The organism is Mesorhizobium sp. M0854, from assembly GCF_040319815.1.
In the GTDB taxonomy this organism is placed as follows: domain Bacteria; phylum Pseudomonadota; class Alphaproteobacteria; order Rhizobiales; family Rhizobiaceae; genus Mesorhizobium.
This window is the reverse complement of the sequence record NZ_JAMYOL010000012.1, coordinates 19,339-33,373: the sequence shown is the minus strand read 5'-3', so window position 1 is coordinate 33,373 and position 14,035 is coordinate 19,339. Positions and strand designations below refer to the sequence as shown.

Sequence of the window (14,035 nt, the reverse complement as noted above, 5' to 3'; positions counted from 1 at the left end):
CCCGCGCCGTTTCGGGCGCGGGCTTGCAGCCTCTAATCTGGGACTCAGTAAGGCGACCGGCACTGCCGGCGCGGACCGTAGTTGGGCTGGTAAGTGTTGTCAGAAGCGCGATAGCTCCGATAACGGTCATAGCACCACTGCACGTGGGCATCGCCACGATAGACACGATTCTGGTTGACGATCGCGCCGGTAATCAGCGCTCCAGTAGCAAACGCAGCCAGCGGGAACCAGAAATCGCCGTGACGGCGATAGCCGCGACGATATTCGCGATAGCCGCGATGGCCACGCCAGTACATGCCGTCGTCACGCGAAAAATTGCGACGGAAATCGCGACGCGAGAAATCGCGATTGAAATTCCGGTGCCTCCGCCACGGCTCGTACTGGACGGTCTGGACATTCGAGGTGAGCCCCTCGGCAGGGGGCGCATAGCTGGGCTGAGCGTTGACTGGCACGATCTCCGCGGCAGCGAATGAGATCGAAAGAGTGGTCGCCAGCAGGCCCGACATGATCCTATTCATGGTCTTCTCCTTGAAACGCATGTCCCTTATCGCGGGAAACGGGCAGGCTGCGCAAATTGTTCCGCCAAAAATCCCAAGTTGCTGATCCGCAAAGGTTCTTCCGATTTGCTGCTTGCCTTTGTCGGCATAGAGGGCGAGCTTCGGCCTTGCGCGAGAGGGAGGCAGTTCCGTCAACGCCGAAGCGCTTCGCCAGGCATGATGACGCGGCAGGAAAGTCCGGTTTGGGAGCCGTCTTTTTCCGGTTGACCGGCAGAGGCACTCTCCCTATGTTCCGCGCAATTTCGAGGGCGGCCTTTCTGAGCCCGCGGGAGCGCGTAGCTCAGCCGGTAGAGCAACTGACTTTTAATCAGTAGGTCATGGGTTCGAATCCCATCGCGCTCACCACAATCAAGATGTACGGCCCGGAGACATGGGTAACAGTTTGTACCTAAGACATGGGTGACAACCTCGTGCCGAACGCATCCAGTGGCTTTAGCCGCCCGCCCCATCGTCCATCATCGTGCCGGTGAGTGCCTCATAGGCTCTGCTGCACAGCTGTGAATTCGGACAATCCTTCACGATAGGCACTGGCACCACGGTGAGAACTGCTGCGGCAAGGATTTGCGGGCACAGACCGACGGCGCTTACCTTTCTGCCGAACACGCCGGCCAGGAAAAAGTAGAGACCCTGGGCCATGCAGGCTGCCGTCAGAATGCCCAAAAGCGTGCTGGTTGCTCTTGCGAAGGGCGTTATGTAGCCGTCGGGAAAACCCAGCATGCCGAGATCCATCGACCATTTCAGCGCCAGCATGACGCTCAACGCTGCCCAAACGAGGGCCGTCGTACGAGTGAACAGCGTCTGCTTTGGCTTCTCACCTAGATCAGTCATGGAATCACGTCGGAATTGCGTGCCGGGACATGCGCAAGCTCTCGGTCAAATCAGCGAGACATTACCGCCGGCATGGCGCTCGAGCCGTCCGGCTAGGTCGAGCTCCAGCAGCACCATGAACACTTGGGCGGGATGCAGGCCGGTGTGGCGGATGATCTCGTCTACCGCCACTGGCGTCGGGCCGAGCGCCTCGACGACGCGGTCGCGGTCGTCCTCGCGCGGCGGCGGCGTTGCCGAAAAGTCGGGCGGCTCCTCAAGCGGCGATGTCCTTGGGGCCCAGGCGCCGACCAGCGGGGCGATCGCACTGGTGATATCGGCGGCCTCGGTGACAAGGGTTGCGCCGTCCTTGAGCAGGCCATTGGCGCCGGCAGCGCGCGGATCGAGCGGCGAACCGGGAACGGCAAAGACCAGCCGGCCCATCTCGCCGGCGAGGCGGGCGCTGATCAGCGAGCCGGAGCGCTGTGCGGCCTCGACCACCACCAATCCCAATGCAGCACCGGCGACGAGCCGGTTGCGGCGCGGAAAATCCTGTGCGCGCGGCTGCCACCCAAACGGCATTTCGGAAATGATGGCGCCGCCGCGTTCGGCGATCTCGTCGCACAGGCCGGCATTTTCGGGCGGGTAGGGCAAATCGAGGCCGCCGGCGAGCACGCCGATTGTGCCAGTCGCAAGGCTGCCCTGGTGCGCGGCCGTATCGATGCCGCGCGCCAGGCCGGAGACGATGCCATAGCCGTCGCGGCCGAGATCCGCCGCCAGCATCCGCGCCATCTTGATGCCGGCCAGCGATGCGTTGCGAGCGCCGACGATGGCGACCGCTGGCAAGCGGAACACCGCGCTATTGCCCCTGACCGCGAGCAGCGGCGGCGGATGATCCATGCTTTTCATCAGCGGCGGATAATCCGCTTCGCCGATGCCGACGAAGCGGGCGCCAGCCCGCCGGGCGGTCTCCAGCTCCGCCTCGGCCTCGGCAATGGACGGGATGCGGACGATTTTTTTGGCGCCACCCGAAATCATCAGCTCGGGCAGCATCGATAGCGCTGCTTCGGCCGAACCGAACCGGTTGATCAGGTCGCGAAAGGAAGCCGGGCCGACATTCGGCGTGCGGATCAGACGAAGCCAGCTCAGCCGCTGCCGGTCGCTGAGGCGCGGCCCGGCGTCGGGCTCGCTCACTCCTTGGCCCCGATCTTACCCTCGGTGCCGGCAAGCAGCCGCGCAATGTTGGCGCGGTGCTTTACGATGACGATTAGGCTCATCGCCGCGAAAAGCCCGGCAATCTGCGGCGTGCTCAGGAAATACAGCGCCATGGGCACCACGACTGCTGCCGTCAGTGCCGCAAGCGAGGAGAAGCGGAACAGGAAGGCCACCGCCAGCCAGACGACGGCGAAGATCAGCGCCGCCTGCCAGGCAAGGCCGATCAGCACGCCAAGGTAAGTGGCGACACCCTTGCCCCCCTTGAAGCCGAGCCAGACCGGAAAGAGATGACCTAAAAACGCGCCGAAGCCGGCCCAAAGTCCGAGCTCGGGCGCAAAGCGGCCTGCGATCAGCACCGCCGCGGTGCCTTTAAGGGCGTCGAGCAGAAGCGTGGCCGCGGCCAAGCTCTTGTTGCCGGTGCGCAGCACATTGGTGGCGCCGATGTTGCCGGAGCCGATGTTGCGCACGTCGCCGAGGCCGGCGGCACGGGTGATCAGCAGGCCAAACGGGATCGAGCCGAGAAGATAGCCGAACACCAATGCCAAGACGGGACTGTAAGCCATTGTTCCCCCGAACTTTCCTTGGCTGAGCGGATTTTAAGCCGTGACGCCTGTTTTCGTCCTAGGCCGAAAACACTGTGCGGCCCGCCACCATCGTTTGCAAGACCTTGCCTTGCAGTCGTGCGCCTTCGAAACAGGTGTTTTTCGAGCGTGAGCGGATGCCGCTCTCGCTGACGACCCATGGCTCGTCCAGATCGACGAGCGCAAGGTCGGCCAATGCCCCCGGTTTCAGCGTGCCGCCGGGCAGGCCGAACAATCTTGCCGGCGCGGTCGACAGTGTCTCGACCAGCCGGAGCAGCGTCACGTCGCCATTGTGATAGAGCCGCAGCGCTGCGCCTAGCAGCGTTTCCAGCCCGATGGCGCCGGCCGCGGCATCGGCAAAGGGCAGGCGCTTGGTGTCGACGTCCTGCGGGTCGTGGGAGGAGACGATGAGGTCGATGGTGCCGTCCTTGATCGCTTCGATCATCGCCAGCCGGTCTTCCTCGGCGCGCAGCGGCGGCGTCAGCCGGAAGAAGGTGCGGTACTCGCCGACATCATTCTCGTTGAGCGACAGATTGTGGATCGACACGCCTGAGGTGATGTTGGTGCCATCGGCTTTTGCGCGCGCTACCGCGTTTGCCGCCATAGCCGTCGAAATCTTGGCAGCGTGATAGGCGCCGCCGGTCAGCCGAGCCAGCGCGAGATCGCGCTCCAGGGGGATCGATTCGGCTTCGCGCGGAATGCCGGCAAGGCCAAGCCAGCTTGCGTAAAGGCCTTCGTTCATCACGCCGGCCAAAGCGAGGTCGGCGTCTTGGGTTTCATGCGCGATGACGCCACCGAAATCGCGCGCATAGGTCAGCGCGCGGCGCATCACCAGCGCGCTGGCAATAGAATGCCGGCCATCGGTGAAGGCGACCGCGCCGGCCTCGCGCAGCAGGCCGAATTCGGTCATCTCGCGGCCTTCCAGCCCCTTGGTGATCGCTGCTGCCGGCAAGATGTTGACGATTGCGGTGTCCTTGGCGGTGCGCAGCACGAACTCGACCAGTGCGACATTGTCGATCACCGGGTCGGTATCGGGCATCATGATGACTGAGGTGACGCCGCCGGCCGCCGCAGCGATGCTCGCCGAAGCAATGGTCTCCCGGTGTTCGCCGCCGGGTTCGCCGATGAAGACGCGTGCGTCGATCAATCCGGGGATGATAGTCTTGCCGGCGCAGTCGATGATGGTGGCGCCGTCGGGCGCGCCCTGGTTCAAGGCCGCCTTGCCGGCGGCAACGATTTTGCGGCCTTCAACGATGACGGTGCCGACCTCATCGATGCCGCGCGACGGGTCGACGATGTGGGCCCGGCGGAAGACCGTAATGCTCATCAGGCGCGGCCCTCGTGATTTCGACGGGGGTCGAGCAGCGCTTCCATAACCGCCATGCGCACGGCGACGCCCATCTCAACCTGTTCCTGGATAACGCTTTGCGGGCCGTCGGCGATCTCGGAGGCGATCTCGACGCCGCGGTTCATCGGGCCGGGATGCATGACCAGCGCACCGTCCTTGGCCGCCTTCAGCTTCTCCGCGTCGAGGCCGAAATAGCGGAAATATTCGCGCACCGACGGTACGAAAGCGCCTTCCATGCGTTCGCGCTGCAGGCGCAGCATCATTACCACGTCGGCGTCCTTCAGACCCTCGGCCATGGAACGTGTGACGATGACGCCCATCTTCTCGATGCCGGCGGGCAAAAGCGTCGAAGGGGCGACGACCCTGACCTGGGCACCAAGCGCGTTGAGCAGGATGATGTTGGAGCGGGCCACGCGCGAATGCAGGATGTCGCCGCAGATCGCCACGATCAGCTTCGACAACGGACCCTTGACGCGGCGGATGGTCAGTGCGTCGAGCAGCGCCTGGGTAGGGTGCTCATGGGCGCCGTCGCCGGCATTGACCACCGAACAGCCAACTTTTTGGGCAAGAAGTGCTGCCGCGCCGGCCGATTGATGGCGGATGATCAATATGTCGGGACGCATGGCATTCAGCGTCATCGCCGTATCGATCAGCGTCTCGCCCTTTTTCACCGACGAACTCGCTACGGACATGTTCATGACGTCGGCGCCGAGCCGTTTGCCGGCCAGCTCGAATGACGATTGCGTACGGGTCGAGGCTTCGTAGAAGAGATTGATCTGGGTGCGGCCGCGCAGCGTCGATGTCTTCTTGTCCGACTGCCGCGAGATGGCAACGGCCCTGTCCGCCCGGTCGAGCAGAAGCTCGATGTCGGCAGGGGAAAGATCGCGGATGCCCAGAAGATGGCGGTGGGGATAAAGCGGCAGGGACGATGCGTCGGTCATCTCAAGTCGCTGCTATAGGGGGGAGGCTCCGCGGCTGCAAGCACCGGCTTGGGATTGGATTGGTTCTCCCCGGTATTTTCGTCGCGCGCCGCTGGCCATAGGCTATAAACCGCCTTGGCTTTGGATTCGCAGCCTTCAGGTGATAAGGACGAAGCGTGACCGACGACGTGACCAACCAGCCGCCGCCGCTGGCCGGCGGCAACGCCTGGCGGGGCGATCCGTTGCTGATCCAGCTTGCCGAGCGCTTTTCCGATCCGGTGCGCAAGGACCTCGACGGGCTTGGCCGGTTCGTTCTGACCCATGAGGCGCAGGAACTGGCCCGTCTTGCCAATGTCGAAATGCCGAAGCTCAGGACCCATGACCGCCAGGGCCGGCGCATCGACCAGGTCGAGTTCCATCCCGCCTATCACGCGCTCATGCGCCGCTCTGTTGCCAACGGGCTGCATTCGTCGGTCTGGGAGAATGGCGACGCCGAGATCGGCCGGCGCCACCAGGTGCGCGCTGCACGCTTTTACCTCACGGCTGAGCTCGAGACCGGACATCTCTGCCCGATCACCATGACCAGCGCTTCGCTGGCAGCGCTGATGGCCAGCCCGAAGCTGTTTCGCGAATGGGCGCCTCGGGTGACGACGCGCAAATACGATCAAAGCCAGAAGCCTCCGGTCGAAAAAGCCGGGCTGACGCTCGGCATGGGCATGACCGAGAAGCAAGGCGGCACCGATGTCCGTGCCAACGTCACCAGGGCCGAGCGCGCCGGCAGCGGGTTTTATCGCCTGACCGGCCACAAATGGTTCATGTCGGCGCCGATGTCGGATGCCTTCCTGGTGCTCGGACAGGTGCCGGAGGGACTGTCGTGCTTTCTCGTTCCCCGCCTGCTCGGCGACGGATCCGGCAACGGCTTCCGTTTTCAACGGCTGAAGGACAAGCTCGGCAACCGATCCAATGCCTCGTCGGAGGTGGAATTCGTCAATGCCATCGGCGAGATGGTCGGCGAGCCCGGCGCGGGCGTGAAGACGATCATGGACATGGTGACCCTGACGCGGCTCGACTGTGCCGTCGCCTCATCGGCGATCATGCGGGCCGGACTGGCCGAGGCCGTCCACCACACGCGCCACCGCAAGGTGTTCGGAACCAATCTGGTCGAGCAGCCGCTGATGCAGCGGGTGCTGGCCGATATGGCGCTCGACGTTGCCGCCGCTACTGCGCTGTCGTTCCGGCTGGCGCGCTCCTTCGACGAGGCGGCCGGCGACCGCGGCGAGGCGGCCTTCGCGCGCGCCATGACGCCGGTCGTCAAATACTGGGTCTGCAAGATTGCGCCGCCGCTGCTCTATGAAGCGATGGAGTGCCTCGGCGGCAATGGCTATGTCGAGGAGGGGCCGCTCGCCCGCTACTATCGCGAAGCTCCGGTCAACGCGATATGGGAGGGATCCGGCAACGTCATGGCGCTCGACGTGCTACGTGTGCTGGGGCGTGCACCCGGCCTGTTCGATGACGTGCTGGCCGGCATCGACCGCGATCTCGGCGCCGGCGGACGCGGCACCGTCGGCGTGCTCAAAGCAGCAATGCAGGTCGCTGCAACCGACGAGGGCTCGGCGCGGCTCTTGACCGAGCAATTGGCATTGTCGGCGGCGGCGGCAGAGCTTCGCAGGTTGGGGGCAGGGCGGATCGCCGACGCCTTCGTCGAAACGCGCCTCGCCGGCCAGTGGCGCAATACCTATGGCATGATCGATTCCCGCCATGATGCGCGCATGATCATCGATACGCTCTACCCGCCGATCAACTAAGGGCCGTCGCCCAATTCGCTGCCGCTCTCGCGACCCTGTGGATGGCCGTTAACCTTAACGAATGGTTTCCATTGCGGCGGCCGGTGGCAAAGCCCAGTGTTATGGTTAAGGCAAGGATTGTTCAGCTTGAGCGGCTTTGCCCTGCGAAGCAGGAGCGTCATGCGGCATATTCTGAGCTCTTTTCTGGCATTGCATTGGGCGGCCGTTTTCGCCCTGCTGGCGTTCATTTGCATCGACGGGAATCGAGGCGTGGCGACGGCCCTTGGCGTACTGGGCGTTCCCGTCCAGAACACTCGATTTGCCGATCTCGAAAACGCCGTCGTCGTGGCGCCGCTCGCCGTGGCACTGCTTGTCGTCGCGGTGCTGTTCTGCTGGGCCTTTGTTGAAGCACTGACCAGCGACACGACCAACCCGGATCCCGCCGACAGCGTCATGCGAATCGCCTTCATTTCCGCCTTAGGCGTGCTGTCGCTGATCGTCATCGGCGGCGCCGCGCAAGGCATCAATGGGCTGTTCATGATTGTCGCGGTGCAATTGGCGGCACTTCTGGCGTCCTATGTCGCGGTGCTCGCGGAGCGGCGGTCGACCGTTGCCGCGGCAGCTCCAGGGACCGGCGAAATCCGAGCGGCCGCGCATGTCATGGCCAAGGCAGCGGCGCATAATTCCTCGCTTGCCCGCATTTCCGGCCGGCTGGATTCGAGGGATGACCGCTGATGCGCACCTTGTTCGCGCTGTGGGCGGCTCCGCTCCTCTTGTTTTGGGGCTGGTTCTTTCTGTCGCTCAACGACATCAATTTCGGCTATGTCATGCTGAGCCGCCAATTACACGATCTCGTCTTCCAGCTCTATGGACAGATGCTGGGCGTCGATCCGGCGCTCATTCCGGGCATGGTGGCGAAAGCTTGCGTATTCGACGGCGTGCTGCTGGTGGCGTTCTGGGCATTTCGCCGCCGCAAGACGATTGGTGGCTGGATCACGGCGATGCGCAACCGCTATTTCGACCAGGCATCGACGCCGAGCGCCTGAAGCCGGTCGAGAACGCCCTGGAGGATGAAAGCGGCCGCCGCTGAATCGATCTTGCCGGCGCGTTTCTTGCGGGAAAAATCCATCTCGATCAGTGTTCGCTCGGCCGCCACCGTCGACAGCCTTTCGTCCCAAAAGACGAACGGCAGATCGGTCAATCCAGCCATGTTGCGGACGAAAGCGCGGGATTTTTGGGCGCGCGGGCCTTCCGAGCCGTCCATGTTGATGGGGAGGCCGATTGCCACGGCGCCGGCATTCTCCTTCTGCAACAGGGCGAGCAGCACTGCGGCATCGAGCGAGAATTTCCTGCGCATGATGACGGGGCGCGGGTGCGCGAACGACAAGCCGCGGTCCGAAACCGCCACGCCGATCGTTTTGTCGCCAAGGTCGAGACCGGCCAGGGTCTTGCCGCCGCCCAGCCGGGCCGGCAACTCCTCGATGGTGATGATGCCCAACGGCTTTTCCTTTGACCGCGACGCCGCACGTCCTATACGCGCAAAGCGTGCGCGGCACTTTAATTTCGCCGTCGGCGTTCTATCCTCTACCGAAGCAAAAATCGAGGAAAGCATTGATGAAACTGACCTGGTACGGACATTCGGCATTCAGAATCGAAATCGAAGGCGCGAAAATCCTCATCGACCCCTATCTGGTCGGCAATCCGTCATGGGCGGGCGGCTGGGAAGGGCCGGCCGAAGGGATCACGCACGTGTTGCTCACCCATGGCCACAGTGACCACATCAGCGGCGCCGTCGAAGTGCTCAAGAAGAGCGGCGCGATGCTGGTCGCCAATTTCGAGATTTGCATGTACCTGGTCGGCAAGGGTGTCGGTGACAAGCAGATCAATCCCGGCAATATCGGCGGCACCGTCGATTGCGGCGGCTTCACCACCACCTTCGTTCAGGCTCTGCATTCATCGTCCTTTCCGGGCGAGGGTGGCCAGAATACCTATCTCGGCAATCCGGGCGGGCTCGTCCTGCACTTTCCCGAGGACAAGACGCTTTATCATATGGGCGACACCGACATTTTTTCCGACATGGCGCTGATCAACGAGTTGCACGAACCGAAGATCGGCATCGTGCCGATCGGCGACCGCTTCACCATGGGTGGCGCGGTAGCAGCCCTTGCCTGCCAGCGTTTCTTCAAGTTCGAGACGGTCGTTCCCGCTCACTTCGGCACATTTCCGATGATCGATCAGACTGCCGACAAATTCGTGGCCGGGCTGGATGGATCGGGTGTGAAAGTTGCGTTGCCGAAGATCGGCGAGACGATTACGCTGTAAAGAAAGCCGGTCCGGAACGATACGATGCGCTTGAGAAATTCTCTTTGCATTTCAATGCTGGTTGCCGCGTCGCCGACGCTGGCCGCGGAAAATTTCATCGAGGGCGTCTATCTGCAATCGGAGGACCTCTGCGCGCAGGCCAAAAAGGATACGCTGCAGACGGTGATCGAGGGCGGCAATATCGTGCTGTCGGCAAATGGCCTGGAAGCATCGAATATAATTGTGAATTCCTGCAGGTCACCAAAGCGACACGCTCACCGAGCTGGGCGGTGACCGCTATATGCCAGGAGCCGGGCTACGTCTTTCCCGATGTTCTCTCACTGACACAGATGAGCCCGAAGCAGATCGACCTGGTATCGGTTCGGCCTGCCGCCGACGAAGGCGAGCAGAGCGGCAACGGCGGCAGTTATTTCCTCTGCGACGGCGTGGCGATGCCATAGGGCAGTTGAAGGCACGATGCATGTTGCGTGGCACGCGCCGCGCCGCTATAGCGCTGGTTTTCCCGAGGCACAAACATGTCCGTTGATATAAAAACTGTGAAGCGCGTCGCGCATCTTGCCCGTATTGCGGTGAGCGAGGAGGATGCAGAGCGCATGACCGGCGAATTGAACGCCATTTTGGGCTTTGTCGAGCAGTTGAACGAGGTCGATGTTTCCGGCGTCGAGCCGATGACCTCGGTCACGCCGATGGCAATGAAAAAGCGCCAGGACGTCGTCACCGACGGCGGCAAGGCAGCCGACATCGTCGCCAATGCACCGGCGACCGAAGAAAATTTCTTCCTTGTGCCGAAGGTCGTGGAGTAGCAGGCCGATGGCAATCGACATCGCGGCTGAGACGCCGCTGCAGGACGATGTGCGTGGGCTGGTCGAGGAGCTCAACGCCACATTGCTGGAGCTGACGCCGCCGGAGCATTGCTACCATTTGACGGTCGAGCAGATGGCGGACCGCGACACGACCGTCTTCATCGCCCGCGACAACGGCCTTGCCATCGGTTGCGGCGCACTGAAGCGCCACGATGCTGTCGTCGGCGAGGTCAAGCGCATGTATACGCGACCTTCGCATCGCGGCCGCAAGATCGGCGCGAAGATTGTCGAGCGTATCGAGGCGCTGGCGCGCCAAGAAGGGCTTAAGCGTCTGGTTCTGGAGACGGGCGACCGTCATCCCGCCGCCTGGACCGTCTACGAACGCGCCGGTTTTTCGCGTTGCGGGCCAGTGCTGAATTATCCCGATTCCGAGTGGTCGGTGTTTTACGAAAAGAGCCTTGCCTGATGAGCGACCTTACCCAGCTGACGATTTCGCAGGCCCGCGCCAAATTGCGCTCCAGAGAGATCACAGCCACCGAAATCACCGAGGCTTATCTATCGGCGGTCGAGCGAGCCAATCCGGCGCTCAATGCCTACGTCGTGGTCACCGACGACAAGGCGCGCGACATGGCCAAGACCTCCGACGCGAAACTGGCCAAGGGCGAGGGCGGGTCGCTCGAGGGTATCCCGCTCGGCATCAAGGATTTGTTCGGCACCGAAGGCGTCCACACCCAGGCCTGCAGCCATGTGCTGGACGGCTTCAAGCCGCGCTACGAATCGACGGTCACCGCCAATCTGTGGGCGGATGGTGCCGTCATGCTCGGCAAGCTCAACATGGACGAGTTCGCCATGGGCTCGTCCAACGAGACCTCGCATTACGGGCCGGTCATCAACCCGTGGCGGCGTTCGCGCCTCGACACGGTTGTGATGCCGACGACACATCAGGGCGAGGGCGGCTTCGTTTCGGCGGGCGGCACCAGGACCGCGCGCACGTTGGACAATGCCCAACTGGTGCCGGGCGGTTCGTCCGGAGGCTCGGCATCAGCGGTCTCGGCCTTCCTGTGCGCCGGCGCCACCGCCACCGACACCGGCGGCTCGATCCGCCAGCCCGCCGCCTTCACTGGCACAGTCGGCATCAAGCCGACCTATGGCCGCTGCTCGCGCTGGGGGATCGTAGCTTTCGCCTCTTCGCTCGACCAGGCCGGGCCGATCGCGCGCGACGTCCGCGATGCCGCGATCCTGTTGAAGTCGATGGCTTCGGTCGACCCGAAGGACACGACGTCCGTCGACCTGCCGGTGCCGGACTACGAGGCGGCGATCGGCCGCCCGATCAAAGGCATGAAGGTCGGCATCCCAAAGGAATATCGTGTCGACGACATGCCCGCGGAGATCGAGGCGCTGTGGCAGAAAGGCATTGCCTGGCTGCGGGATGCCGGCGCCGAGATCGTCGATATCTCGCTGCCGCACACAAAATACGCGCTGCCGGCCTATTACATCGTGGCGCCGGCCGAAGCCTCGTCCAACCTCGCCCGTTACGATGGCGTCCGCTATGGCTTGCGCGTGCCCGGCAAGGACATTGTCGACATGTATGAAAAGACCCGCGCCGCCGGCTTCGGGCGGGAGGTCAAGCGCCGCATCATGATCGGCACCTATGTGCTTTCCGCCGGCTACTACGATGCCTACTATCTGCAGGCGCAGAAGGTTCGAACCCTGATCAAGCGTGACTTCGAAAATGTGTTTGCAGCAGGCGTCGACGTCATCCTGACGCCGGCAACACCTTCCGCTGCCTTCGGCATCGCCGACGAGGACATGGCCGCCGACCCGGTCAAGATGTATCTCAATGACATTTTTACGGTGACGGTGAACATGGCCGGCTTGCCCGGTATAGCGGTTCCAGCCGGGCTCGACGCCAAGGGGCTGCCGCTCGGCCTGCAGCTGATCGGCCGGCCTTTCGACGAGGAAACGCTGTTCCAGACTGCCCACGTCATCGAAAAGGCGGCCGGCACATTTCAGCCGGAAAAATGGTGGTAGGATCGTTTCTCATCTGAGGGGGTGAGGGATGTTCTTCTATGTCTCCAAGATTCTCTGGCTCTTCGTCCAGCCGCTTAATCTCGCGATCATCCTGCTGCTGGCTGGATTGCTTGCGGCATTGGTCGGGCGCAAGAGGCTGTTTGCCACCGGCAGCGTGCTGGCATTCCTTGTCCTTGCACTCTCGGCGTGGACCTCGCTCGGCGCAGTGATGCTTAATCCGCTCGAGGAGCGTTTCCCCAAGCCACCGCTGCCGGAACGAGTTGACGGAATCGTTGTGCTCGGCGGCGGTATGGAGAGCGCCATCAACTTCGTCCGCGGTGGCTATGAACTCAACGCCAGTGGCGACCGATTGGTCGAGGCAGCCGTGCTGGCACGGCGTTTTCCGACAGCGAGGGTCGTCATTTCAGGTGGCCCCATTGCAATGGTCCGCGAAGACGAGGGCGATGCGGCGACAGCTCCACGCCTGTTCACTGCGCTCGGCGTGACGGCCGATCGGCTGGTCCTTGAGGGCAAATCACGCAACACCTACGAGAATGCGGTCTTCACCAAGCAACTGATCACGCCAAAACCGGGCGAGACCTGGCTGCTGGTGACCTCGGCCTTCCACATGCCACGCGCCAAGGCGCTGTTCGACAAAGCCGGTTTTGCGACGGTTCCGTGGCCGGTCGACTACCGCACCTCCGGCAGGGAAGGCATCGGCCTGTTCCGCACGGATGCCAACGAAGCACTGCAGACCACAACCATCGCGACCCGTGAATGGATCGGGCTGATTGCCTACTGGCTGTCAGGCCGGATAGACCGGCCTTTTCCGGCGCCGGATGTTGGGCCGGGCGGCTGACCGAGCACCGCCTGCCGCGCCGCCGAGAAAAACTGGCGGCGCACCAGCACCGCCAGGAGCAGCAGCGTCGACAGGACGAACACCGCGGGATCGACGAACCAGCCAAGATAGCCAATCGAGAAGAACACGCCGCGCAGGCCCGAATTGAAATGCTTTCCGGCCAACATGTTCATCCGCGCGGCACGCCACACCGCCGTTTCGGTGACCGGATTGCGCGACGCCTCGCCATGTGGAATCGGCACGGCGCCGATCAGGATCGAGCAATAGTTGAACAGCCGGTAAGCCCAGCCGAACTTGAAGAAGGAAAAAGCCAGGATCAGCACCAGCCCGAATACCTTCGTCTGGAAGGCCGCGCGTGAAGACGTGGCGCCAAACGGCAGGTCGCTCAACACGGTCAGAACCTGATCGGAGGCGCCGAGCAGGGCAAAACAGCCGCCGATCGCAATCAGCGAACTCGAGGCAAAGAAGGCGGTTCCCTGCTGCAGGCCGCTCATGATGGCGGTGTCGACGATGCGGATCTCGCGCTCGGCCATGGTCCGCATCCAGGCCTCGCGCTGCGCGTTCATCGCCCTCGTCAGCGACATGCGGCTGACCAGCATTCCGTCGGCGGCGAGCGTATGCAGCACCCACGCGGTAAGGAAGAACCCCAGCGCCGCAAGGTCGGCCGTCGATAGGTGAAAGGAATCGCTCATGCGTTGCTTTTACCACAGGCGGCAGTAACGCTTCGATGGCCGAAGCTGGAATGTCGCTGCCGGAGCAAACAAGGTCGGCAGGCGCAGCGCCGCAATCTTCAAAACAGCGGAAAACATGATGGGAATTCCTATATGTAGAC

General features: G+C 63.0%; 16 protein-coding genes, 1 tRNA gene and 1 pseudogene. 10 read left to right on the top strand and 8 right to left on the bottom strand.

Features of this window, described 5'->3' with window-relative positions; translation table 11 throughout:
- Window positions 1-44 precede the first annotated feature (44 nt).
- Window positions 45-518: a BA14K family protein gene (locus NKH99_RS19450; protein WP_352540674.1), complete on the bottom strand. Its 474-nt coding sequence runs from the start codon at window positions 516-518 to the stop codon at window positions 45-47.
- Between the two features lie 308 nt (window positions 519-826).
- On the opposite strand from NKH99_RS19450, the gene NKH99_RS19445 reads away from it, so the two are divergent.
- Window positions 827-902 (top strand) — tRNA-Lys (locus NKH99_RS19445).
- Window positions 903-989: 87 nt separating this feature from the next.
- Here the strand turns inward: NKH99_RS19445 and NKH99_RS19440 are convergent.
- From NKH99_RS19440 to NKH99_RS19420, 5 genes are read right to left on the bottom strand one after another with little or no spacing between them, the layout of a single operon-like run.
- The gene (locus NKH99_RS19440) at window positions 990-1,385 is read right to left on the bottom strand and encodes a hypothetical protein (protein ID WP_352540582.1); all 396 of its coding nucleotides are present in this window, start codon (window positions 1,383-1,385) and stop codon (window positions 990-992) included.
- Window positions 1,386-1,430: 45 nt separating this feature from the next.
- Window positions 1,431-2,555: a DNA-processing protein DprA gene (gene dprA, locus NKH99_RS19435; protein ID WP_352540581.1), complete on the bottom strand. Its 1,125-nt coding sequence runs from the start codon at window positions 2,553-2,555 to the stop codon at window positions 1,431-1,433.
- A complete protein-coding gene (gene plsY / locus NKH99_RS19430; RefSeq protein ID WP_352455728.1) occupies window positions 2,552-3,139 on the bottom strand; it encodes a glycerol-3-phosphate 1-O-acyltransferase PlsY in 588 nt (195 codons plus the stop codon). The genes dprA and plsY overlap by 4 nt, the downstream gene beginning before the upstream one ends.
- Before the next feature lie 58 nt (window positions 3,140-3,197).
- Window positions 3,198-4,484 carry a dihydroorotase gene (locus tag NKH99_RS19425; protein ID WP_353015047.1) on the bottom strand — a complete coding sequence of 429 codons (1,287 nt, stop codon included), beginning with the start codon at window positions 4,482-4,484 and terminating at the stop codon, window positions 3,198-3,200.
- Window positions 4,484-5,446: an aspartate carbamoyltransferase catalytic subunit gene (locus tag NKH99_RS19420; protein WP_352448791.1), complete on the bottom strand. Its 963-nt coding sequence runs from the start codon at window positions 5,444-5,446 to the stop codon at window positions 4,484-4,486. The genes NKH99_RS19425 and NKH99_RS19420 overlap by 1 nt, the downstream gene beginning before the upstream one ends.
- A 155-nt stretch (window positions 5,447-5,601) precedes the next feature.
- On the opposite strand from NKH99_RS19420, the gene NKH99_RS19415 reads away from it, so the two are divergent.
- The 3 genes from NKH99_RS19415 (at window position 5,602) to NKH99_RS19405 (ending at window position 8,255) form a co-directional block, all read left to right on the top strand.
- Entirely contained in the window at window positions 5,602-7,230 is a 1,629-nt protein-coding gene (locus NKH99_RS19415; protein ID WP_352471675.1) for a DNA alkylation response protein, read from the top strand.
- A gap of 159 nt (window positions 7,231-7,389) precedes the next feature.
- Window positions 7,390-7,944 carry a hypothetical protein gene (locus tag NKH99_RS19410; RefSeq protein WP_352471674.1) on the top strand — a complete coding sequence of 185 codons (555 nt, stop codon included), beginning with the start codon at window positions 7,390-7,392 and terminating at the stop codon, window positions 7,942-7,944.
- Window positions 7,944-8,255: a DUF6105 family protein gene (locus NKH99_RS19405; RefSeq protein WP_352471672.1), complete on the top strand. Its 312-nt coding sequence runs from the start codon at window positions 7,944-7,946 to the stop codon at window positions 8,253-8,255. The genes NKH99_RS19410 and NKH99_RS19405 overlap by 1 nt, the downstream gene beginning before the upstream one ends.
- On the opposite strand, the gene ruvX is transcribed toward NKH99_RS19405, so the two are convergent.
- Complete coding sequence (ruvX, locus tag NKH99_RS19400) at window positions 8,222-8,707, bottom strand: Holliday junction resolvase RuvX (protein WP_352471671.1); 486 nt, start codon at window positions 8,705-8,707, stop codon at window positions 8,222-8,224. The two genes, NKH99_RS19405 and ruvX, sit on opposite strands and share 34 nt — an antisense overlap.
- A gap of 116 nt (window positions 8,708-8,823) precedes the next feature.
- Here ruvX and NKH99_RS19395 point away from each other — a divergent pair, with 116 nt between their 5' ends.
- From NKH99_RS19395 to NKH99_RS19370, 6 genes and pseudogenes are all read left to right on the top strand, one after another.
- A complete protein-coding gene (locus NKH99_RS19395) occupies window positions 8,824-9,531 on the top strand; it encodes a metal-dependent hydrolase (protein WP_352471670.1) in 708 nt (235 codons plus the stop codon).
- Between the two features lie 24 nt (window positions 9,532-9,555).
- Window positions 9,556-9,971: pseudogene (locus NKH99_RS19390) on the top strand (hypothetical protein).
- A gap of 75 nt (window positions 9,972-10,046) precedes the next feature.
- Window positions 10,047-10,334: an Asp-tRNA(Asn)/Glu-tRNA(Gln) amidotransferase subunit GatC gene (gatC, locus tag NKH99_RS19385; protein WP_023674910.1), complete on the top strand. Its 288-nt coding sequence runs from the start codon at window positions 10,047-10,049 to the stop codon at window positions 10,332-10,334.
- 7 nt (window positions 10,335-10,341) lie between these two features.
- Window positions 10,342-10,800: a GNAT family N-acetyltransferase gene (locus NKH99_RS19380; protein ID WP_352471668.1), complete on the top strand. Its 459-nt coding sequence runs from the start codon at window positions 10,342-10,344 to the stop codon at window positions 10,798-10,800.
- Complete coding sequence (locus tag NKH99_RS19375; RefSeq protein WP_352613757.1) at window positions 10,800-12,365, top strand: amidase; 1,566 nt, start codon at window positions 10,800-10,802, stop codon at window positions 12,363-12,365. The genes NKH99_RS19380 and NKH99_RS19375 overlap by 1 nt, the downstream gene beginning before the upstream one ends.
- 28 nt (window positions 12,366-12,393) lie before the next feature.
- The gene (locus NKH99_RS19370) at window positions 12,394-13,203 is read left to right on the top strand and encodes a YdcF family protein (protein WP_352613755.1); all 810 of its coding nucleotides are present in this window, start codon (window positions 12,394-12,396) and stop codon (window positions 13,201-13,203) included.
- Here NKH99_RS19370 and NKH99_RS19365 read toward each other — a convergent pair.
- On the bottom strand, window positions 13,140-13,895 hold the full coding sequence (locus NKH99_RS19365) for a DUF599 domain-containing protein (protein ID WP_353015045.1): 756 nt from the start codon (window positions 13,893-13,895) through the stop codon (window positions 13,140-13,142). The genes NKH99_RS19370 and NKH99_RS19365 overlap by 64 nt on opposite strands.
- Window positions 13,896-14,035: the final 140 nt, after the last annotated feature.

What these genes read in the sequence shown, in the direction of transcription:
- NKH99_RS19450 (WP_352540674.1), bottom strand. Translation starts at nt 518, where the DNA reads ATGAATAGGATCATGTCGGGCCTGCTGGCGACCACTCTTTCGATCTCA.
- NKH99_RS19440 (WP_352540582.1), bottom strand. Translation starts at nt 1,385, where the DNA reads ATGACTGATCTAGGTGAGAAGCCAAAGCAGACGCTGTTCACTCGTACG.
- plsY (WP_352455728.1), bottom strand. Translation starts at nt 3,139, where the DNA reads ATGGCTTACAGTCCCGTCTTGGCATTGGTGTTCGGCTATCTTCTCGGC.
- NKH99_RS19425 (WP_353015047.1), bottom strand. Translation starts at nt 4,484, where the DNA reads ATGAGCATTACGGTCTTCCGCCGGGCCCACATCGTCGACCCGTCGCGC.
- NKH99_RS19420 (WP_352448791.1), bottom strand. Translation starts at nt 5,446, where the DNA reads ATGACCGACGCATCGTCCCTGCCGCTTTATCCCCACCGCCATCTTCTG.
- NKH99_RS19410 (WP_352471674.1), top strand. Translation starts at nt 7,390, where the DNA reads ATGCGGCATATTCTGAGCTCTTTTCTGGCATTGCATTGGGCGGCCGTT.
- NKH99_RS19405 (WP_352471672.1), top strand. Translation starts at nt 7,944, where the DNA reads ATGCGCACCTTGTTCGCGCTGTGGGCGGCTCCGCTCCTCTTGTTTTGG.
- NKH99_RS19395 (WP_352471670.1), top strand. Translation starts at nt 8,824, where the DNA reads ATGAAACTGACCTGGTACGGACATTCGGCATTCAGAATCGAAATCGAA.
- gatC (WP_023674910.1), top strand. Translation starts at nt 10,047, where the DNA reads ATGTCCGTTGATATAAAAACTGTGAAGCGCGTCGCGCATCTTGCCCGT.
- NKH99_RS19380 (WP_352471668.1), top strand. Translation starts at nt 10,342, where the DNA reads ATGGCAATCGACATCGCGGCTGAGACGCCGCTGCAGGACGATGTGCGT.
- NKH99_RS19375 (WP_352613757.1), top strand. Translation starts at nt 10,800, where the DNA reads ATGAGCGACCTTACCCAGCTGACGATTTCGCAGGCCCGCGCCAAATTG.
- NKH99_RS19370 (WP_352613755.1), top strand. Translation starts at nt 12,394, where the DNA reads ATGTTCTTCTATGTCTCCAAGATTCTCTGGCTCTTCGTCCAGCCGCTT.
- NKH99_RS19365 (WP_353015045.1), bottom strand. Translation starts at nt 13,895, where the DNA reads ATGAGCGATTCCTTTCACCTATCGACGGCCGACCTTGCGGCGCTGGGG.